This is a genomic window from Alistipes sp. (genome assembly GCF_020026455.1).
In the GTDB taxonomy this organism is placed as follows: Bacteria; Bacteroidota; Bacteroidia; order Bacteroidales; family Rikenellaceae; genus Alistipes.
The window spans coordinates 101,571-122,850 of record NZ_JAHHQJ010000001.1; the positions used below are offsets into that span (position 1 = coordinate 101,571).

Genomic DNA, 21,280 nt, shown 5'->3' on the forward strand with positions numbered 1-21,280 from the left:
ATGCGGCGCCTTGCGGTTTTCGCCAGCGGCAACGGCACGAACTTCGAAAACATCGTCACGGCCTGTGAGCGGGGCGAGCTGGATGCCGAAGTCGTGCTGATGGTCTGCGACAAACCCGGAGCAAGGGTGGTCGAAAGGGCTGCTGCACACGGGGTTGCGACATTTGTATTCACTCCGAAACAGTATGCCTCGAAGGCCGATTACGAACGGGAGATCGTTGCACGGCTGGATGCCGCGGGCGCGGAGCTGGTCTGCCTGGCGGGCTATATGCGGATTGTGGGCGAGGAGCTCCTGGGGGCCTACGGCGGGCGGATCATCAACATCCACCCCTCGCTGCTGCCGGCCTTCCGCGGGGCCCATGCCATCGAGCAGGCGCTGGAATACGGCGTCAAGGTCTTCGGTGTGACGATCCATTACGTCGATGCCGAGCTGGACGGCGGACACATCATCGCCCAGCGGGCCTTTCCCTACGAGGGAAATGACATCGAGGAGTTGGAGCGGATGATCCATGCCACGGAATATCCGCTGTATATTGAAACGATTGGTAAATTGATCGACTTTTCGTGATAAGACCCTTTCTCCGGCACTTCCTTCGTGAGCCGGGACAGTCGCATGCGGTTTGCATGCTCCTGCCTCGTCTTACTTTTTGAAGCTCCGGATAAAGGGGATTCTGACGAAGAGTCACAAACAGAGATTAAACAAAAAAGATATGCGCGCTTTAATTAGTGTAAGTGACAAGACCGGTGTCGTGGAGTTCGCCCGGGGGCTGCGTGCCCTGGGCTGGGAGGTGATCGCCACGGGCGGTACAATGAAGCTCCTGGCCGACAGCGGCGTGGAGGTGATCAACATCAGCGACGTCACGGGATTCCCCGAGATCTGCGACGGCCGTGTGAAGACCCTGCATCCCAACGTGCACGGTGGACTGTTGGCCCGCCGCGACGATCCGGAGCACCTGAAGGCCCTGAAGGAGAATCACATCGAATTCATAGACATGGTCTGCGTGAACCTCTACCCGTTCCGCCGGACGATCGAGACCCCCGGGGTGAAGATGGAGGACGCCATCGAGAACATTGATATCGGCGGACCTTCGATGCTCCGCTCGGCGGCCAAGAACTGGGCCGACGTGACGGTGGTCTGCGATCCCGCGGACTACGACGTGATTCTGGGAGAGATCCGCGCCGGAGGCAATACCGAAAAGGCCACGCGTCTGAGACTCTCGGCCAAAGCCTATACGCATACGGCCGAGTACGATGCGATGATCGCCACCTACATGCGTGCGCAGGCCGGGCTGAACGAGAAGCTTTTCCTTGAGTTCGATCTCGTGCAGTCGCTGCGCTACGGCGAAAACCCCCACCAGTCGGCCAAATTCTTCCGCGAGGAGAAGGAGGTGCCCTATTCGCTGGCATTTGCCCGGCAGCTCAACGGCAAGGAGCTGTCGTACAACAATATTCAGGACGCCAACGCCGCGTTGTGCATCGTACGCGAGTTCGACAAGCCTTTCTGCGTGGGTCTCAAGCACATGAATCCCTGCGGCGCGGCCATGGGCAAGGACGTTGTCGAGGCATGGACGAAGGCTTACGAGGCCGACAAGGTGTCGATCTTCGGCGGCATCGTCGCGACGAACTGCACGGTGACCCGCGAGGCCGCCGAGCTGATGAAGCCGATTTTCCTCGAAATCATCATGGCCCCGAAATTCGACGAGGGGGCGCTCGAAGTGCTCACGACGAAGAAGAACCTGCGTCTGCTCGAGGTCAATATGGACCGCGGCGATGTGGATCCGAAACAGTATGTGAGCGTCAACGGCGGTCTGCTGGTACAGGACCTCGACGTGGCGACGAAGGCCGTCACGGCGGAGATGTGCGTCACGAAGGCGAAACCCGCCCCGGAGCAGATGAAGGACCTCAATTTCGGCTGGCATATCGTCAAACACGTGAAGTCGAACGCCATTGTGGCGGTGAAGGACGGCCGGACGCTGGGCGTCGGCGCCGGACAGATGAACCGCATCGGCTCGGCGGAGATCGCCCTGAAGCAGGCGCATGCCGCAGGCGTCACCGAGGGCATCGTGCTGGCTTCGGACGGGTTCTTCCCCTTCGACGACTGTGTGACGCTGGCTGCCGAGTACGGCGTGACGGCGATCGTGCAGCCCGGCGGTTCGGTCCGCGATGAGGACTCGATCCGGAAGGCCGACGAGAAGGGAATTGCCATGTGTTTCACCGGCGAGCGTCATTTCAAACACTGACGGGCCGGACCTCCGGGCGAAATCAGAGGGGCAATCCCGCCAAATCTCCCTCCCCTGGGAAGGGGAATTGGGGCGTTCAGAAATCACGGGACTCTCAGCCGGCGGGAGCCGATCAAGAGCATCGGGGATTTTGGCTCGTGATTGATTTTTTAACTTTTCCAGTCGCTTGCGGCAGGCTCTCTCAAAGGGGGGCGGACTCGCAACCATGGCGGACGGCCGTGGATCCGTCGGCCGACAGCGTGCGAGCGGTGGGGAAAATTTATCTTATTCGTTATGAAAGTACTGGTAATAGGTTCCGGCGGCCGCGAACACGCCATTGTCGACGCGCTGTCGCGTTCGCCGCAGGTCGAAAAAATTTACTGCGCACCCGGGAATGCGGGCATCGCCCGGCAGGCCGAGTGTGTCGCGATCCGCGAAACCGAGGTGGAGCGTCTGCGCGATTTCGCCGCGGAGCAGGGCATCGGTCTCACGGTGGTGGGTCCCGAGGTGGCGCTGGCGGCGGGAGTCGTCGACTGCTTCAAGGCCGCGGGGCTGCGCATCTTCGGGCCGACGCAGGCCGCGGCACGCATCGAGTCGTCGAAGGAGTTCGCCAAGTGTCTGATGGCCAAATACGGAATTCCGACGGCGGGCTTCCGCGCATTCACCGGCTATGACGAGGCGTTGGCCTATGTGCAGGGGCGTCCCCTGCCCGCAGTGCTGAAATACGACGGACTGGCTGCCGGCAAGGGGGTGGTGATCGCCCGGACGATGGCCGAGGCCGAGGCGGCACTGCGCGATATGCTGCTCGACGACAAGTTCGGCGAGGGCAAGGTGGTGGTCGAGGACTACCTCGAAGGTCCCGAGTTTTCGTTCATGTGCTTCGTTTCGGGGCACAAGGTGTGGCCGATGGTGTTGGCGCAGGACCACAAACGGGCCTATGACGGCGATGAGGGTCCCAATACGGGCGGCATGGGCGCCTATTCGCCCCTGCCCTTCATCACGGATGCCGACAAGCGCTTTGCGCTGGAGAAGATCATGCAGCCCGTGGCCGACGCGATGGTCGCCGAGGGGTGTCCCTTCGAGGGGGTGCTCTACGGAGGACTGATGAAGACCGCGCGGGGGATCGAGGTCATCGAGTTCAACGCCCGTTTCGGCGATCCCGAGACCGAGGTGGTGCTGCCGCGTCTGAAGAGCGACATCGTCGACATCTTCTGCGCTGTGGCCGAGGGCCGCGATGCGCAGCCGGAGTGGCACGATTTCGCGACGCTGGGCATCGTGCTGGCCTCGAAGGGCTATCCGGGCGACTACGAAAAAGGACATGGGATTCAGGGCCTGGACCGTGTCGAAGGGACTGTCTATCACATGGGAACCCGGGCCGACGGCGACCGGATTCTCACCAACGGAGGCCGCGTGCTGTTCGTGGTGGGCCGGGGCCGCGACTTGGCCGAAGCGCGGAAGAATGCGTTGGCCGACGTGGACCGCATCGACTGCGACAACCTGTTCCACCGCACCGATATCGGTCACCGGGCTTTCGGCGATTGATGCCTTGTCCGGCCTTGTCCGGCCGGGTCCGCGGCGAGCGCGCTGTGGGCCGGTTGGGCCGGGAGTGCCGGGTGCCGCGGCGAATCTTGTGCGGAGCGGCTTGGACGGAACAGGCTTGTGCGGCCTGGGGCCGGGCGGTGGATCTTGCGGGAAACAGGCTTGCGCGGATTCCGGAGGGGCGGATGTTGCGCCTTGCATTTTACACTTTTGAAACGATAATACGAGCGATATATGGCAAAAATCATCAGCGGAAAAGAACTTTCAGCAAAACTGAAACTTGAAATGGCGGAGCAGGTGAAGACCTTCCCCGCAAAATACGGGCGTGTGCCCCATCTGGTCGTCATCCTCGTGGGCGAGGATCCCGGCAGTGTGAGCTATGTGACGGGCAAGGCCAAGGCGTCGGCCGAAGTGGGCATCTGCAATACCACGATCCGAAAGCCCGAATCGGTTTCCGAGGCCGAGCTGCTGGACATCATCGCGACACTGAACCGCGACGACGAGGTGGACGGCATTCTGGTTCAGCTGCCCCTCCCGAAGCACATCGACGAGGACAAGGTGATTGCCGCCATCGACAAACAGAAGGATGTCGACGGATTCCATCCCCTGAACGTCGCGGCATTGTGGCAGAAACAGCCCTGCACGCTTCCCTGCACGCCGAAGGGCATTATCAAGATGCTGCAGACGGCAGGCGTGGAGATTGCCGGCAAGCGTGCCGTGGTGATCGGACGCAGCAATATTGTGGGGCTTCCCGTGTCGAAACTGCTGCTCGATGCGAACGCCACGGTGACCATGGCCCACAGCCGCACGCGCAACCTCGGGGAGGTGACGCGCGGCGCGGAGATTCTGGTGGTGGCTATCGGGCGGCCGAAGTTCGTCACGGCGGACATGGTCTCGGAAGGGGCTGTGGTGATCGACGTGGGGGTAAACCGCGATCCGGAGACGGGGCGGTTGTGCGGCGATGTCGATTTCGCCGCCATCGAGCCCAAGGCCTCGGTGATCACTCCCGTGCCGGGCGGCGTGGGACCGATGACGATCTGCTGCCTGATGGAGAACACGATCGAGTGTTTTCTGCGGCGGGCAGGCCGATAGATGGCGGATCCGCGCGGAAACATCGTCTTTTGGCGCCTTTGCTGAAAAAATCAGCCGTTGACCTTCGGGGTCAACGGCTGATTTCGTTTTGCGGGGTTCCCCTTGTCAGGGGTTTATCGGTTCGGAGATTTTGACGTTGTCGAGGAACCAGCGGTTGGCTGTCTTCTCGGGCCACTGCGTCTGGCGGATTGTGATTCGGGTCTCCTTGGTGATCGTGACCCCGGACAGCAGGATTTCGGCCCTGATCCATTCGAGCTTGTGGTTGTTCTCCCACTCGTGGGTCGGAATGTCGAAGGTCATTTCCTCGCCGCCGTTCTCCACGATGACGATCAGATTCACGGGGTCGATCTTGCCGGATCCCTGGCGCATCGGGCACCAGTCGAACGACAGGCGGGGTTTGGCGTCCGATGCAATGCCGTCGATCGACGGAAGGACGATGCCCGCCTGATACGACGTTTTGCCAAACTTGAGGTAATTGCGCTGGAGGTAGATGCATTCTCCCTCCGTTTTGGTGGTGACGCGCAGGAATTTGTAGCCTTTCGCTTCGAGTGCATCGAGGCTCGATACCCCGTCAACGCTGACTTTCGGGAGTTGCGGAGCCGTAGCATTAGGATCGTCCGTTTCGACCGTCCGTCCTGCACCGCCTGCTACGGACCACGCTTCGAGCCATTCGAAATTCTCCATGAAGTAGACGATTTCGTTCAGCCCGTTGTCCTCGACGGCGGTGACCATGATGCGCTGCACGGGCTCGGCCAGACCGGCGTAGTAGCCGGTGACGGTTACGATATGCCCGGCCAGTGTGGCCAGACCCAGACTTGAGGGGGTGTCCACGAAGCTGACCGAATACCTGGCATCCGCCGAAACGACGAGGCTGCTGCCGTTGAAGACGCCCTTGACGGAGACGTATTCCCGCTTGGAGGGGGCGTAGTCGTCGATTTTTGCGCTGATCTCTTCCGGTGCGGGGTAGTTCACCGTTCCGGAGGTGAGGACCTTCACCCGGTCGCAGTCGATGATGGCCGGGAGGCTCTGCGAATCGGACGACTTGGTGCCCAGAAACGAAATCCGGTCGCCGACGGAAACCGTCGTTTCGTTTGCAACGAAGATGTTGTCCGTATTTTGGTCGTCGCTGATGACGAAGCCTTTGGTCGTCACGGCCACGACGATCGCCGACGGCACGGAGAGGATCGTTTCGTCGGCCAGGGCGGCGATCTCTCCCGCCGTGTACTCCTTCACATCGCGGTATTTGTCGCCGTCCTGCGTGATGAGCACCTCCGCGCGGCTTGCGAGGGTCCGTCCCTTGAAGACGAGGGGCGCTTTGCGGGGATTGTCCTCCGCGCCGTCGCGCATGTTGTCGCTCACCGCGATCGTCACGTCGACGACACCGGTTCCCGAGGCGGGTGTGACCGTCACCCAGTCGGGGGCTTCCGACACCCAGTCGGCGTCGGCATAGACGGTGATGATCTTTTCGACGGCTTTCGTCGCTTCGAAATTCACGGTGCGGGCGCTCGCCAGAACGGCTTCGGAAAGATGGTCCTCCTCCTTGTCGCAGCCCCAGAAGGTGCACAGGGCCGCCATGAGGAGCGGGGCTGTCATATATTTTACAAATCTCATAATCATGTTTTTTAGGTTGTTTCCCACTTAAAAATCGAGTCCGTCGCTCCAGCCCGGATTCTGCGTGAGGTTCGGGTTGAGCGAACGCTCGCCGCTGGGAATCGGGTAGAGGTAGTCGCGCTCCTCGTTGAACGGAGTGCGCAGGCTCTCTACGGTTTTGTGATAGTAGACATAGCCTTTGTTGCCCTCGGAGAGAATGATATCCGAGCCGAGTTCGTATACCGAAACCCCTTCGCCGCCTGCGGGCTTGCTGCTTCCTGCCTCATAGAGAATCAGATCGGGCGTTTCTTTGCCGGCAAGATGGTATGAGCCGGGTTTGGGGAAATACATGCCCGAAATGGGCTGGTTGATGCAATGGCCGGCTTTCCAGCGATACAGATCCTGAAGCCGGAAACCCTCCTGGATCAGCTCGACGGTGCGTTCGCGGCGGATCTCCAGAATGACGTTCTGGTTGGCACCGGTCACATTGGGATAGCCGTATTCCTCGGACGAAAGATACCAGTCGACTTGTTTGGTCTTGAGATGCTTCAGATCGAGGGCCGGCATCCCCACCCGCTTGCGGATTTGGTTGACGGTGAGATCCAGATCACCCTGCGTGAGGGATCCCAGCTCGGCCTTGGCCTCGGCATAGTTGAGCAGCACCTCGGCGTAGCGGAAAACCGGCATGTCGCAGGTCGAACGGTCGTTGCGGTCGATCTGTCCTCCCGAGGCCGTCGGCTCCTGGACGAACTTGATGGGTTGGTAGCCGGTGATCGTGACGCCGAGATCGGGCCCCTGCACCTGCTTGGCGCCGATGCGTTTGTAGCCCGGCGTGCGGATCGACTGTGCCAGACGCGGGTCGCGGTCTTTCACCTCCTCGGTGAAGGGCATCGTCTGCCACCCCGCCCGGTCGGTGAAGGAGGTGCCGTCCTTCATCTGGTACATGTTGATGAATTTGCGGGTGTAGCCCGGGCGGCCCTGGGTCGGCAGGAGCGTGTAGGCCGTCGCGTTGTGGTAGACCTGCGCCTCGTAGCTGTTCCGGATGGCGAGGATATACTCTTCGGGGCTGGCATTCTCCTGTGCGAAGAGCATCATGTAGTCCTTGTCCGGATTGTTGGTGGTGTAGAGCTTGTAGGGACCCTCGTCGATGATGGTTTTGGCGGCCTTGGCGGCTTCCTCCAGATAGTAGTCGGCGTCGTGTCCCTCGAGGTTGAGGCTGTGGTATTTGCGATAGGTGCCCTCGAAGAGGCAGAACCGCGCTTTCAGCGCCAGAGCCGCCCATTTGTTGACGCGGTAGGGGGTCACCTCTTCGGTCAGGCCGCCGCTGGCGATGGCTTCGTCGATGTCCCTGATCATGTTGGTCAGGATTAGTTCGCGTGAATCGCGCGGTTTGTAGAGCGCTGCGTCGGCCGAGCCGAGCTGCATGTCGTACCAGGGCACGTCGCCGAAGCGTCGCACCTTGTCGAAATAGAACGAGGCGCGGAAGAATTTGGCCAGTGCGGTATATTCGGTCACGGCCTCCGTGTCTTCGCATTGGTCGATATATTCCAGCAGGGTGTTTATGCGGCGCAGGTTGCCCCACGACCAGCCACCGCCGGTGTTCGGGACGGTGCGTTTGTCGCCTCCGTAGAGGATGTCGGAGAGGGTCAGCTGAACGAGCAGGTCGTTCTGCTCATCGTAGGGCGTCTTGTCCAGCAGATTGTCGTAGAAGGGGTTGGAGAAGAGCTCCAGGTCGCTCCTCGTCTTGAAATAGTCGAACTGCGTCACCCGATCCAACGGTTCTTTGTCGAGCAGGGAGTCGCAGGCCGAGAAGCCGGTGACCAGCGTTGCTGCCAATATGATTAATCGCTTCATGATATTCGGATTTTGAAATTAGAATGTGATGTCGATGCCGAACATGAACGTCTTGGCCCACGGATAGTAGGCGTTGTTGTTCACGCCGGAACGGTTGATGGCCGCTTCGGGGTCGACGTATTTGGAGTTCTTTTTGAGCGGTGACCAGTAGCAGAGGTTCTCGCCCGAGAAATAGATGCGGATCTGGTCGATGCCGGCCTTTTTGGTGAGGGTCGCCGGGATGGTGTAGCCGACGGTCAGGTTCTTCAGGCGCAGGTAGCGGATATTCTGCAGGTAACGGTCGTTGACCTTGCTCAGATAGCCTCCCGAAGCCGAGTAGGCTCTTGCGCGCGGGAAGTAGGAGTTGGGATTGTCCTCGGCCCAGACCTTGCCGAGGAAATCCTTCGGGAGGTAGGAGAGGTAGGAATAGGAATAGCAGCCCCAGAAAGGCATCATCTCGCCGTGGGGATACCAGTAGTGGTTGCCGGTGCCCTGGAAGAAGACCGAAGCGTCGAAGCCCATCCAGCGGATCGAGGCATTGATGCCGTAGGAGAGCGTCGGGAGCGAGTTGCCCAGGATCCTCCGGTCGCCCGGCTTGTCGACGGTGTCGTTGCCGACTCCCCAGACGCCGTTGCCATCGAGGTCGAGGAACTTCAGGTCGCCGGCCTGCCAGCCGCCGGTCAGACGTCCCGTGCTGTAGCTCAGGTCGACCTCTTTGGCATAGGCCTGCGCCTCTTCGGTGGTCTTGAAGAACCCGTCGGTCTTGAAGCCCCAGATTTCGCCGATCTCCATGCCGACGTAATAGTCGCCCTTGGTCAGGTTGGTCAATGACTTGTTGGGGTTGTTGTCGTATTTGGTGATGACGCTCTTGTAGTCGCTGATGTTGAAGCCGAAGCTGTATTCGAAGGGTTTGCCGGCGAGTTTGAACTGGTCGCGCCAGCTGACGGAGAGCTCATAACCCTTCGTGCGCAGTTCGGCGGAGTTCATGCTGGGCGAATCGGCTCCGTATACGCCGGGCAGCGCCATTCCGTCGGTCAGCATGTCCTTCGTGTCGCGGAAGTAGACGTCGCCCGTGAAGTTGAGCCGGTTGTTCAGCATGGTGAGATCCAGACCCATGTCCCACTGCTGGGCGGTCTCCCAGGTCAGGTTGGAGGCTACGGGGGCTCCCAGCGAGGAGTATTTGCCCTTTATGCTGCCGTCGAAGGTGTAGTTGCCGAAATCCTTGTTCGTGATCAGGCGCATGTAGGTGTAGTAGGACGATACGTTCTGGTTGCCCAGACTGCCGAACGAAACGCGCAGCTTGAGGTTGTCCACCAGGTCTTTGGCGTTGCCGAAGAAGGGCTCCTCGGAGATGCGCCATCCGGCCGATGCCGAGGGGAACAGACCCCAGCGGTGGCCCGATGCGAAACGCGACGATCCGTCGTAGCGCCCGCTCACCTCGAAGAGATAGCGCCCTTTGTAGTCGTAGTTGATACGGGCGAAGAAACCCGCCAGGGCATATTCGTTCTGGCCGCCGCCATAGGCCCCGTCGGTGGGCGATCCCGTTGCGAGATTCAGGTCGTCGAGGTCGATGGAGGAGAGGTTGATGCCTGCCACCGAGACGTTCTTGCTGGACCACGTTTCGTAGTTGAATCCGGCGGTTGCCGACACGTGGTGTGCCTCGCCGAATGTTTCGTCGTAGTTGGCATAGACGTTGGCCGAATAGTAGTTGCGGGTCTGGACCACTTCGTCGAGCTGGTTCATGCCGGCCCCCGTGTCGTAGGCGAGCAGCGGCCCGTCGGGATATTCGCGGTAGTTCATGGCCGAGCTGCGGCTCGTGTTGCGGTTCTGGTAGAGACGGTAGGTGAAGTCACCCGTGATGCTCAGCGTCTTGAACGGCGTGATGACCAGACGCGTCGTGTTCGAGAAGTCGTTCGAGCGGTCGACGTTGCGGTGCGTGCCCTCATTGAGCAGGATGTGGCGTCCGTTGGCGATCTTGTAGTCGAGATACGGCGTGCTGTAGAGCCACGATCCGTCGGGGTTCTTCATTGGGAAGTTGGCCAGGGCGTGGCGGGCGCTGTAAGCGATGGTGTTGTCGACGCTGCCGTCTCCCAGCGACTTGTAGTTCGACGAGAAGAACGACGTGTTGTTCGAGAGCGTTGCCCACCGGTTGATCCGGAAATCGAGTTTCGCACGCAGGTTGTACTTGTTGTACACGTCGGGATGGGCGCGCTGGATGCCTTCCTGGCGGTCATAGGCTCCCGAGACGAGGTATTTGATGTCCTTCGTGCCGCCGCTGAGCGAGATGTTGTGCTGCTGCACGGGCCGACGCTGCTGGAAGAGCATGTCCCACCAGTCGTAGTTGCCGTAGTAGACCCACTGTTTGCGGCCGTTGCGGATCTCTTCGACGACCCACGGACGATCGGGGTGCTCGGTCCTGTCGTTCACGCGCGCCAGCAGCTGCTGCATGTCGTAATCATTGTATTTGACATAGTTCGTCCCGGAGTCGGCCTGCCAGAACTTGTTGACCGTATAGACCGACCAGTAGCCGCGGTTCTCGTAGTCGGTCGAGGTTGTGGGCTCCTCCCAGCCGAAACGGCCGCTGTAACGCACCGTCGCCTTGCCGTCCTGGGGCGAGCCGTTCTTGGTGGTGACCAGAATGACGCCGAAGGCTGCGCGGGCGCCGTAGACGGCTGCCGCCGAGGCGTCCTTGATGACCGAGATCGACTCCACGTCGTTGGGATTGACGCGGTTCAAGTCGCCCACCACGCCGTCGATCAGCACGAGCGGGTCGGCCGAATTGATCGAGTTGACGCCGCGGATGTTGATTGCCGGCGTGCTGCCGGGTTTTCCCGAGGAGGTGGTGATGTTGAGACCCGCCACCGAGCCCTGGAGCATGCTGCCCAGCGAATGGGTGACGCGGTTTTCGAGATCCTTGCTCCCTACGGTTGCAACGGCGCCCGTGAGGTTGACTTTTTTCTGTGTGCCGTAGCCGATTACGACGGTGGCATCGAGCATGATGGCGTCCTCCTGCAGGTAGATCGTGATGTTGTCCCGGCTTGGGGGAACCGTCACTTTCTGGGGCAGGTAACCCAGGCAGGAGACCTGAAGAACGGCCTCTGCCGGCGAAACCTGGATCTTGAAGCTGCCGTTTTCGGAGGTGATGACGCCCTTGGTCGTGCCATCGACCAGTACGGCAACACCCACTAATGGCTGTTGATTGGCATCGAGGACTTTGCCCGAAACCTCCCTGCTCTGGGCCGAAAGGACTGTTATGCCCGCTCCAAATGCCAGAAGAAGAGATAGAACCAGTGGTCTTAATACGCTCATGAAATCTATGTTTGATGGTTAATGATTGACGTTCGTCTTGTCGGGGAGGGGATCACTTGCGTTGGTAGGCATCCGTGGAGAATGCTTTCGGCCGCTGCATGTTTTCGGTCCACACGTTTCCGAATTCGTCCTTGACGGTGATCACCAGATCGGTGTCGGCATCGTCCGCCTTCACCTTGAAGAAGTGCGTGAATCTTTCGGTCACGAACGACGGGGTTGTCTTGAGTCCCGCCGTGTTGAACCGCTTGACGGAGAGTGCCGCGATGTGGAGCGGGTCGTAGGCCCAGACTTCGGTGTAGGGTAGCGTCTTGTGGTTCTCGTCGACGACCTGCAGCGTCCAGTCCGAATTCCAGTTCCAGATGTTGATCAGCACCTCGTTGTTGCTGTTCTGCGGATAGGCGTCGACATATCGCTGGTAGTCCCTCTTCACGGAGGCGGGGACATCCTCGGGCATCAGCGGAACGTCGGCCATCGAAAAATGCACGTTGTTCAGATCGTAGCTGCGGAACTGGTAGTCTTCGGGCCATCCGGTCGCTTTGTAGCGCCATTTGAAATCGGTGCCCGAGATCTCCCAGATGCCGTAGCCGCCCGGGGTGCCGTCGGTGCCGATGTGGATTCCGGGCGTGAGGTTGCCCGACCACCACCATGATGCGCATATCGAGCCGGAGTTGTGCTCCCGGAAGTCGCGTCCGCCCACGATCTGAGCATCGGGCGTCACGTTGAAGGTCATGTGGGTGTGCCCCGTCACGAAATGGACCCTGTATCCGTCGAGGATCTCGAAAAGCCGCTGGGTGTTGACCGGGTCGTGGTCGATTCTGAATCCCGATAGGGTCGGGTAGAATACCTGCGCATGCATCGCAACGATGAGGGGAGTCGTCTTGGGCACATAGGAGAGGTCTTTTGCCAGCCAGTCCAGCTGCTCGGCCGAGAGGCTCTTGACATAGTTGCGGGCGTCGGTGCCGTCGTAGCTGCTGCAGTCGATGTCGTCCATGACGACGTAGTGGACCTTGCCGATGTTGAACGAATAGTAGGTCGGGCAGATCTGATCCACATATTTGGTCGCCGCGTCGTAGTCCGAACTGGTCTTGAAGTCGTTGTCGTGGTTGCCCATGGTGTGGAAGATCTGCAGATCCTTGATCTGGCTGTTGACGCTATTCAGGTATTGGGGGAAACAGTAGCTGTTCGAATACCAGTAGAGGTCCCAGGTCATGTCCCCGAGGGTGAGGGCGTACATCTTCTCGCCCTTGTGGCGGGTCATGTAGTCCGTCAGATCGGAGGTGAAGCCGGCGAACTGTGCCAGGTCGTTCGTGCGGTTGGCCAGGTGCATGTCGCCCAGCATGAAGAGCTTGTAGGTATCCTGACCGTCGACCTTTTCGAGCTTGAAGTCGGCCCGCTCGACAGCGTCGGGGCGGTTTTTGAGCGCTTGGTGGAACTGCGGGAGCACCCCGACGGAGGGCACTTCGTAGCCGCTTGGGATGGAGATGAAGACATAGCCCCACTTTTTGGCCGATGAGAGCTGATAGATGCCCTTCTCGTCCGTGAGGGTCACTTCCACGCCGTCGGAGACCACGACGTTCGCCACGCCGATGCCCTCCGACGACACGATTCCGTAGACCGTGGTGCCGGCATCCGGTTTGAAGTCGATGTCGTCGACGATGTTGATGTAGATTTTTCCGAACGGCTTTTTGCGCGTGCCTCTTTTGACGAAGATTCGGTAGGAGCCGGTTTCGCACTCGGCGGACAGGCGCACGGTGAAACTTTCGGCCGCGGTGTCGGCGATGGGGCAGATGTAGGAGATGCCGGCCTCCGACTCAAGCAGGAAGGTGTCGGTGGTCAGGAGCGAGCCCCCTCCCCCGGTCACATGGAACGTGTACTCGCCGCCTTTGGGGACGTCTATCGATCCCGGAACCGTGAATCGCACGTCGAAATTATCCGCGGGGCTCTTTTCGTCTTCGCTGCCGCAGGCCAAAAGTTGCGAGACGGCGATGAGCAGCAGCAACAGGTGCTTGAATACGTTTTTCATTTTCAGTTCTTGTGTTATGGTTTTCTATTTGTCTGCATATTTGGCAAATCCGCTTGCCCGAAAAGTGTGGAGATCCGGAAATTTCCGGTTGGGGACTTGGTCCCGAGGCCTTTGTTTGTGGCCTTGTCGGCCCTTCCGTCTTCTATTATATATATGGTAACCACAGGTTTATCCTGTTTTTCGGGTTGTTTCTGCCCGGAAAAACGTTTCAAAGGTAAGTGATTTATATTTCGATTGTGTTTCGGAGTTGTTTCAAAATTAAACTTATTTTTTGGGAAAACAAAATGGAGGGGCTTTTCCCTGCAAATAAAAAATTTTAAATTTTAGAAATGCTTTCTTTGGAAGATTTATTGTTTTTCTTTTCGCCTGCTTTTAGTTTTCTTTTGATATAAAATAATTGCGAAACGAAATGATCGGTGGGGCGGACGTCTTTTCGGTGACGCCCGGTCGGAAAAAGGGGTGTTGCAAGAGGGTGTTGCCCCGGGGCGGGGCGTTTTGGGGACGGGAAGGGTTTTTCGGTCCGGCGGGCTTTGAGGCCGGGACCTTTGGGTCCGGGGAGATGCTTTGGATCCGGGAGCTTTGAGGTCGGGTGTTTGGGGATTCGGGGGCAAAAAAAAGACTCCCGCGAGGAGAGTTTCGAATTTACGAGAGCCAGGTGGCGGTGAGTTGTTCCGGAAGCGGATCCGAGGGGTTGCGGCGCCAGATCATCGCCCGATCGGCGGCCGCATCGCCCGTGCCAAAGTCGAAGCGGTCTGCGGAAACAAAGCGGGTCGGAATGTCGTCGGCAAATCCGAAGCCTCCGTAAAATTCGCGGAGCCACTCCTTGCCGGGTGTCGGGATGAGGAAGGCTGCATCGTCGCCGCGGTCCGCGATGAGTCGCATGGCTTCGCCCATCAGCTGCGACGCAAGGCCGCGTCCCCGGAATGCAGGGTCCGTCGCCACCCCGTAAATATAGGTCGTGCGGCCCAGTTCCGTCCGGAACGGCAGGAGGTGGAGCATCGCTGCCATGCGCCCGTCGGCCTCGGCCGTCAGCATCCGGCGGCGGGAGTAATAGCGCATGATGAACGAATCGGCGAACTCTTCGTCGTCGCCGAAGGCCTTCATCCAAAGCTCTTTGCAGGCCAATTCGTCGGGGTGCATGCAGATCGCCGTGAATTTGTGCTGCAGGAATGCCGGGTGGTAGGAGAGTTTGGCCTGCCGCAGGCCGTCCAGTCCGAGGTCCTCCTCGCGGTTGATCAGCGTGAAACGCTCGGGGAGGTGCTGCGCAAAGAGTTTGTTGATGATCGTGAAGGCTCCGGAAAACTCCGTGTCGGCCTTCTCTACATGGGTGTCGAAGGTGTGGTCGTTGACCGCCGATCCGTAGGTGAAGGCGGCGAGGCGGTCGCCGACATAGATGCATCCGCCGATCAGGCCCAGTTCTTCGAAGTGTTCGAAGGCCCGTTGCATGGCCCGCTGCTCGGCGCACAACTCCGAGGTGTGGCCCTCATGGGCCTTGCGCCATTCGCGTTCGAGGGCCATGCACTCCTCGAAGCGGTCGGGCGTCAGCCGCTCGTAGCGGTAGTCGGGATATTCGGCCGTGAAGCGGTTGATGTGGTTGCGCTTGGGCTGGTAGCGGCGCCCGGGGAGGTTGCGCAGATCGTCGGCCGTGTAGACGTAGTCCTCCAGCGCGCGGTCCGACTCGAATGCGAAATGGCAGGGAACGGTCCGGCGGATCGTCTCGCGGCCCTGGTCCGTCAGCCCGATGATCCGCAGCCGCTGTCCGTGGGCGTGGGCATCCTGGCGCAGGAGGGGCAGGATCGGGCCGAAGTCGCCCTCGCCGACGGGCTGCATGTAGCCGATGCGTTCGCCGCCGTCGATCCGGAAGCGGATCACCAGAAATCCGTCGATCTCGGCCCATGCACTGTGGAACACCTCCTGCCAGCAGTACATGTTGGCGAAAGCGAGGTCGCAGTTGCAGATGTCCGAGGGCATGGTATAACGCTCAATGGCCGCCCGGTCTTCGAGACGTACGGGTTGGAATTCAATCATTTGCCGTATAGCTCTTTTTTTCGATATGGGTATAATATTGCTGGATCAGGGCCTGAAAATTTCGGGCCAAAGTGTCGGCGGCCGGGGTCGCCCGACACTCCTGTATCTCCATGTCCGAATCGTCGAGCACGACCGCGCCTTCGTCGGTCAATGCGCGGAACCGTCCGTCGTAGCTGACCGACCAGCGGGGCCGCTGCGGTTCGTTCAGCACGTCGCGTCCGAATGCGAAATAGGGTTCCCGGTTGCCCGTGAGTCCCAGCAGGGTGGGCATGATGTCCAGTTGCTGCGTGACCTCGCCGATCTGGCCCTGCAGGGCTCCGTCGGGGGTGTAGATGAAGCCGATGATGTGCATGTTGCCGGGCCAGGAGCGTGTCTCCTCCGCAAATTTCTCCGACGAGACGTGGTCGGCGACGAAGACGAAGATCGTGCGGCGGAACCACTCCTCGGCGCTGAAGCGTTCGAAGAAGAGCCGGAATGCCCGGTCGTCGTAGGCCACGCCCTTGTGAATCCGGGTGTAGCCCTCGGGCAGCGTCGCGGCATACTTCTCGGGGACGACGAACGGGTGGTGTGACGAGAGGGTAAACAGTGCGGCAAAGAAGGGTTCGGGCATTGCCGCCAGCTCCTCGCCGGTGAATTGCAGGAACTCTTCGTCCCAGATGCCCCAGTAGCCGTCGAAATCGTCCGTGCCGTGTTTCGCCTCGTAGTCCTCGCGGCTCACGAGACGGTCGACACCCGCCGAACGGGCATAGGCTCCGAAGCCCATCGAGCCGCGTTCCGAACCGCAGAAGAAGGCCGTTTCATAGCCCTTGTCGGCCAGCATGGCGGGCAGCTGGCGGCTCTTGCCCAGCGACTGGGGCATCAGCACGAAGGGGGTGCGGAACGAGGGGATGCTTCCCAGCACCGAAGGCATGGCCTGGATGGACCGTGTGCCGTTGGCATACATCCGTTTAAAGGCCAGTCCGTTGCGCATCAGCGAGTCGAGGAAGGGTGTGAAGCCCTTTTCCGGCAGGTCGGCGTAGAGTTCCGGATGGAGGTAGGCGGAGTGTTCGGCCGACATGCTCTCCATGATGAAAATCATGACGTTGCGGCCCGTGAGGTCGACGGCGACACTGTCGGCGGGCCGGTGCACGGGCGTGAACTGCCGCGCCAGCTCCCCGGGGGTGAATGTTTTCCGGTATTTGATCCCTCCGGCGTTTCCGATGGTGCGCAGGATGCAGAACGGGTTGCTCAGGATCAGATTGGCCTTGCCGCTGTCCGCCGTGTAGAGCGTGGCGTTGGAAAGGGTGATAGGGCGCGTCATGCGGGTCATGCCGCCGCGCATTCCGGCGATGCTCAGCCCCGCCGCGAGGGCGAAGATGACCGTGCTGCCGGCATAGTAGACCCAGCCGTGGCTGAACATGCTTTCCTCGCGCGTCCGGCGGCGGTAACCCCACGCCAGCAGCGCCACGAGGCCCGCCCACAGCAATACCAGGTACCAGTTTTCGGCCATGAATTTCCCGGCCAGCTGCAGCGAGTTGTCGTTGTCGGCGAAGAAGATTTCGTCGGCCGTGAACCGCTTCTGCGTGTAGCGGAAATAGACCGTGTCGGCAAGGTTTGCAGCCGCGACCAGCACGGCGTTGACGATCACATAGTACCAGAACAGCATGCCCCGGTACCAGCGCCGTTCGCGCAGGTGCAGGGGCAGGAGCGAGAGCAGGATGAACACGCCGTTGGCATAGACGATCGACGCGGTGTCGAATTTCAGCGCCCCGACGGCGAGATGGCCCAGTTCACTCCATACCGGCGGACTGAGCAGCACGGCGTTGTAGGCCCAGAATGCCACCCTGCAGAGCATCAGCACCACGTAGAGCAGTGCGATGCGCCACACGAGCAGAGCCGGCGGTGTATGGAGCAGGCGCTTCATGCTTTATTCGCAGGCTTTCAGCGACATGTCGAGCGACTTGATCTGGTGCGTCAGTGCGCCCACCGAGATGAAGTCGACGCCGCATTGGGCGTAGTCGCGCATCGTGTCGAGGGTGATGCCGCCGCTCGATTCGGTCTGGCAGCGTCCGGCAACCTTTTCGACCGCCTTGCGGGTCATTTCGGGCGTGAAGTTGTCGAACATGATGCGGTCGACGCCGCCCGCCGCGAACACCTCGTCGATGTCCTCCAGCGTGCGGACCTCGCACTCGATGGGGATCGTCTTGCCCCTGGCCGCGAGGTATTCGCGCACTCCCTCGATGGCGGGACGGATGCCGCCGGCGAAGTCGATGTGGTTGTCCTTCAGCAGGATCATGTCGAAGAGACCCATGCGGTGGTTCTCGCCGCCGCCGATCTTCACGGCCATCTTGTCCAGCACGCGCATGCCGGGGGTGGTCTTGCGTGTGTCGAGGACCTTGGTGTGGAGTCCCTCCAGGCGCTTGACGTAGACGGCGGTCTGGGTCGCCACGCCGCTCATGCGCTGCATGATGTTCAGCAGGATGCGCTCGGCCTGAAGCAGCGAGCGCAGGCGTCCCGAGACGTAGAAGGCCACGTCGCCGGGCGCGACACGGTCTCCGTCGTGCAGGATCTGTTCGAATTTCATTTCCGGATCGAGGCGCTGCAGCACCAGTTCTGCGATTTCGATGCCGGCGATCGTGCCTTCCTGCTTGCACAGCAGGCGCATGCGCCCGTGCTCGTCGGCCGGGATGCACGAGAGCGACGTGTGGTCGCCGTCGCCGATGTCCTCCTTGATACAGAGTTCGATCAATTCATCCACAAAGGGTTTGTATTCGGGTTTCATGGTATCGGGTATTTATTCTTTGATAATCAGTTTGCCTTCGTATTCCACACGGTAGGTTCCCAGTCTGGGGACGTTGCAGACGAAGCTGACGCGGCAGTTGACACCGTCGATCGATCCTTTGACTTCGGTGAGCGTGTAGGCCGGCATGGGCTGGTAGTTGTATCCGCCGTCGGCGCCGGGCAGCTTGACTTCGGGAACGATGCTCGCCTGGGAGAAGGTGATCGAATTGCCCCTGCCCGTGTAGGGTGTGTGCGGAAGCATCATCTCGAGGGGCGGCATGGCGGCTGCAAAGCGCGTTTTGTGCATGTAGAGGGAGAAATGGTCCGAACCGCCCGCAAACTCGAAATAGGCTTCGTTGTCGGTGTAGGTGCTGTTTTGCTGTGCTTCGGTGACCGTTGCCACGCCGTAGAAATGCATGTTGACGCCCTGCAGGTCTCCGTTGACAATGCCTTCGTTGGTCGAGGCGTAGCGGATTTTGGGCGAGCCGTCGTCATCGTTGCAGGCTGCAAATGCGGCCGTGGCCAGCAGCAGGAAGAGGAATTTTTTCATGCGTTGGTGTTTTTAGATGGTTATATTCAGGGTGATGCCGAAGGTGCGGGGCCGTCCGCGCTGGACGAACTCGTTGCCGATCGACTTGAAATAGAAGACGTCGTAGTGCGCTCCCCCGAGGTTGCGGCCCCAGATGTCGAGCGAATAGCGGCTGTGCTCAAGGCGCACGGAGGCATCCACTAACGCATAGAAAGGTTGCGAAAGCGTGTTCTCCTCGTTCCACCGGATGGGGCCCGTGCCGCGGATCCCGGCCTGCAGGACCACGTCGCCGAGCCACCTGACGCCCGTGGGCAGGGTCCATGTCGCCCCGGTTGCAAGCGTGTGCTGCGGGGCGTAGGGGATGCGGTTGCCCTTGTAGCTGACGCGCACGGGGATGCCCTCGGCGTCCTTTGCGGTGGTCTCGAATTTAAGGAACCGGGCGTCGGTATAGCCGTAGGCCAGGTTGATTTCCAACTGCCGCCACGGCGAGACCCGTAGCGCCGCTTCGGCTCCGAGGCTGCGTGTGCGGCCCGCGTTGGTCATCATGCGGCCCGTGGCCTTGCCCGGGGGGAAGACCGTGAGCTGCTGGTCGCGGACGTCGATGCAGAACAGCGCGAAGTCGCCCCGCACGGCGCCGTCCATGCACGAAAAATGGCCGCCCAGTTCGTAGTTCCAGCTGTATTCGGGTTTGTAGGACATGATGTCGGGCTCTTCGTAGGGGATTCCCGAAACCATCTGCCATTTGATTTTCTCCTGCAGGATGTCCGAGAACATCTGCGTATTGAATCCTCCGGCCTTGTAGCCCCGGGCTATGGACACATAGAGATTGCGCATCTCGTCGAAGCGGTACATCGCCGTGAACTTCGGGAGGATCTCGGTATAGGAGTGGGCTATTTCGTTGGTTTGGTCGATGTCGATGTCGAGGGGAAACGGAGCTCCGCCGTTGACGCTGAGCTGGTAGTTCATCCGGGCTTTGCTGTGGTAGCGCAGCCGCGTGCGTTCGTAGTCGGCGCGTATGCCGGCCGTGATCTGCCAGCGGCCCAGCGTAAAGCGGGATTCGTGGTAGAGCGCCGCGCCGTATGAGGGCATGCGGAAATCGGAGTAGAGCGGCAGCCTGTCGGCATCCATCGCGTAGACCAGATCGGGAGAGGCATTGGCGTTTTTGAGAATCAGCTCCTCGATGCCCTTCCGTTTGAAATGCACCGGGGCGTCCATCACGCCGTGGCGGTAGAATCCGAAGGCCCCGAACAGCCATCCGTAGCGGCGTCCGTCGTGCGACCGGAAGACGAGCTCCTCGGTGAGGGCATGCTCGCGCCGGGACTGCCGGAGTGTGAACCAGGATTCGGGCGTGAAATCCTGATCGAGCGTCATCTCGTCGTCGGAGTATTGGTACGAGGTGATCGACGAGACGGAGTAGTTCGCGGCGTCGTAGCGCACGCTCAGCCCGTCGCTGAAGGTCTTGCGGCGGTAGCCCGACGGGTCGTTGTAGCTGATCTGGCCCTTGCGGATGACGGTCTGGCCGTCGCGTACGATATCCTCGCCGGCATAGGCATAGGGGTAGCCGCCCTGATCGAGCGACGAGAACGTGAAGGTGTTGTCGATGTGCACGCCCCGGCCGTTGCGCCACTGCATTTTCCAGCGTCCTCCGCACATGCGTTCCCAGTCGCATTTTTTGCCCGTAAAGTCGTTGTCGAAGAACCCGCCCGTGTGGGTGTAATAGCCCGTTACGGCCATGCCGAAGTCGGGCGAGAACTTGTAGTAGGACGATGCCCGGAAGCGGTAGGAGTCCCCGCTGCCATACTCGGCCGTCAGCCGCACCCCCTCGTAGGTGAGCGGCGAGCGGGTGTAGACGTTCACCACGCCGCCCATCGTGTTGCGGCCGTAGAGCATCGACTGGGGGCCGCGCAGGACCTCGATGCGTTCGGCGTCGGCCAGCTCCGTGTCGAAGTTGTCCTTGTTCAGCACTGGGACGTTGTCGATGTTAAGCCCGATGGCCGGCTGGTCGATGCGCGCCCCGAGGCCCCGTATGTAGATCGACGAGGTCATGCGCGAGCCGTAGTCCGGGGCATGGAAGTTGGGAACCGTCTGCGAGAGATTTTTCACCGCTCCGATATGGCCGCGTTCGATGGCGCGGCTGCCGACGATCGACGTTGCGACGGGCTGCGAACGCAGCACGAAGCCGTGCTTGATGGCCGTCACCTGCACCTTGTCCACCACGATCACCGTGTCGGCCGTCTCCGTGTCCGGTGTCGGGCCGTTGCCGCCCGTGGTGCCGCCCGCGGCCGCGGAGGCCACCAGCAACAGAGGTATGACGAGCGATTTGCGGAGCATGTATGGGTTGCGGTTATCGAGGGACAAA

Annotated in this window: 13 protein-coding genes; 4 read left to right on the forward strand and 9 right to left on the reverse strand. The window is 60.5% G+C overall.

The features are described from left to right. The 4 genes from purN (at position 1) to folD (ending at position 4,849) form a co-directional block, all read left to right on the forward strand. A complete protein-coding gene (gene purN / locus QZ460_RS00415; RefSeq protein WP_290539778.1) occupies positions 1 to 567 on the forward strand; it encodes a phosphoribosylglycinamide formyltransferase in 567 nt (188 codons plus the stop codon). Between the two features lie 142 nt (positions 568 to 709). Further along, positions 710 to 2,239: a bifunctional phosphoribosylaminoimidazolecarboxamide formyltransferase/IMP cyclohydrolase gene (purH, locus tag QZ460_RS00420; protein WP_290539607.1), complete on the forward strand. Its 1,530-nt coding sequence runs from the start codon at positions 710 to 712 to the stop codon at positions 2,237 to 2,239. 273 nt (positions 2,240 to 2,512) lie between these two features. Continuing rightward, entirely contained in the window at positions 2,513 to 3,760 is a 1,248-nt protein-coding gene (gene purD, locus QZ460_RS00425) for a phosphoribosylamine--glycine ligase (RefSeq protein ID WP_290539608.1), read from the forward strand. Between the two features lie 231 nt (positions 3,761 to 3,991). Continuing rightward, on the forward strand, positions 3,992 to 4,849 hold the full coding sequence (folD, locus tag QZ460_RS00430) for a bifunctional methylenetetrahydrofolate dehydrogenase/methenyltetrahydrofolate cyclohydrolase FolD (protein ID WP_290539609.1): 858 nt from the start codon (positions 3,992 to 3,994) through the stop codon (positions 4,847 to 4,849). Positions 4,850 to 4,954: 105 nt separating this feature from the next. On the opposite strand, the gene QZ460_RS00435 is transcribed toward folD, so the two are convergent. The 9 genes from QZ460_RS00435 to QZ460_RS00475 form a co-directional block, all read right to left on the reverse strand. Then, complete coding sequence (locus tag QZ460_RS00435) at positions 4,955 to 6,460, reverse strand: BACON domain-containing protein (RefSeq protein ID WP_290539610.1); 1,506 nt, start codon at positions 6,458 to 6,460, stop codon at positions 4,955 to 4,957. Between the two features lie 27 nt (positions 6,461 to 6,487). Continuing rightward, positions 6,488 to 8,293 carry a RagB/SusD family nutrient uptake outer membrane protein gene (locus QZ460_RS00440; protein WP_290539611.1) on the reverse strand — a complete coding sequence of 602 codons (1,806 nt, stop codon included), beginning with the start codon at positions 8,291 to 8,293 and terminating at the stop codon, positions 6,488 to 6,490. Between the two features lie 18 nt (positions 8,294 to 8,311). Next, positions 8,312 to 11,581, reverse strand: a complete 3,270-nt coding sequence (locus QZ460_RS00445) for a TonB-dependent receptor (RefSeq protein WP_290539612.1) — start codon at positions 11,579 to 11,581, stop codon at positions 8,312 to 8,314. Between the two features lie 52 nt (positions 11,582 to 11,633). Next, the gene (locus QZ460_RS00450; protein ID WP_290539613.1) at positions 11,634 to 13,604 is read right to left on the reverse strand and encodes a calcineurin-like phosphoesterase family protein; all 1,971 of its coding nucleotides are present in this window, start codon (positions 13,602 to 13,604) and stop codon (positions 11,634 to 11,636) included. A 642-nt stretch (positions 13,605 to 14,246) separates the two neighbouring features. Then, positions 14,247 to 15,632: a GNAT family N-acetyltransferase gene (locus QZ460_RS00455; protein ID WP_290539614.1), complete on the reverse strand. Its 1,386-nt coding sequence runs from the start codon at positions 15,630 to 15,632 to the stop codon at positions 14,247 to 14,249. Further along, positions 15,625 to 17,535, reverse strand: coding sequence for an LTA synthase family protein (locus tag QZ460_RS00460; RefSeq protein WP_290539615.1), 1,911 nt, complete (start codon positions 17,533 to 17,535; stop codon positions 15,625 to 15,627). The genes QZ460_RS00455 and QZ460_RS00460 overlap by 8 nt, the downstream gene beginning before the upstream one ends. 3 nt (positions 17,536 to 17,538) lie before the next feature. After that, the gene (gene nadC, locus QZ460_RS00465; RefSeq protein ID WP_290539616.1) at positions 17,539 to 18,393 is read right to left on the reverse strand and encodes a carboxylating nicotinate-nucleotide diphosphorylase; all 855 of its coding nucleotides are present in this window, start codon (positions 18,391 to 18,393) and stop codon (positions 17,539 to 17,541) included. Positions 18,394 to 18,405: 12 nt separating this feature from the next. Next, positions 18,406 to 18,942 (reverse strand): hypothetical protein, encoded by a 537-nt coding sequence (locus QZ460_RS00470; RefSeq protein WP_290539617.1) that lies wholly within the window; start codon positions 18,940 to 18,942, stop codon positions 18,406 to 18,408. A 12-nt stretch (positions 18,943 to 18,954) separates the two neighbouring features. Next, the gene (locus QZ460_RS00475; protein ID WP_290539618.1) at positions 18,955 to 21,279 is read right to left on the reverse strand and encodes a TonB-dependent receptor; all 2,325 of its coding nucleotides are present in this window, start codon (positions 21,277 to 21,279) and stop codon (positions 18,955 to 18,957) included. Position 21,280 lies beyond the last annotated feature (1 nt).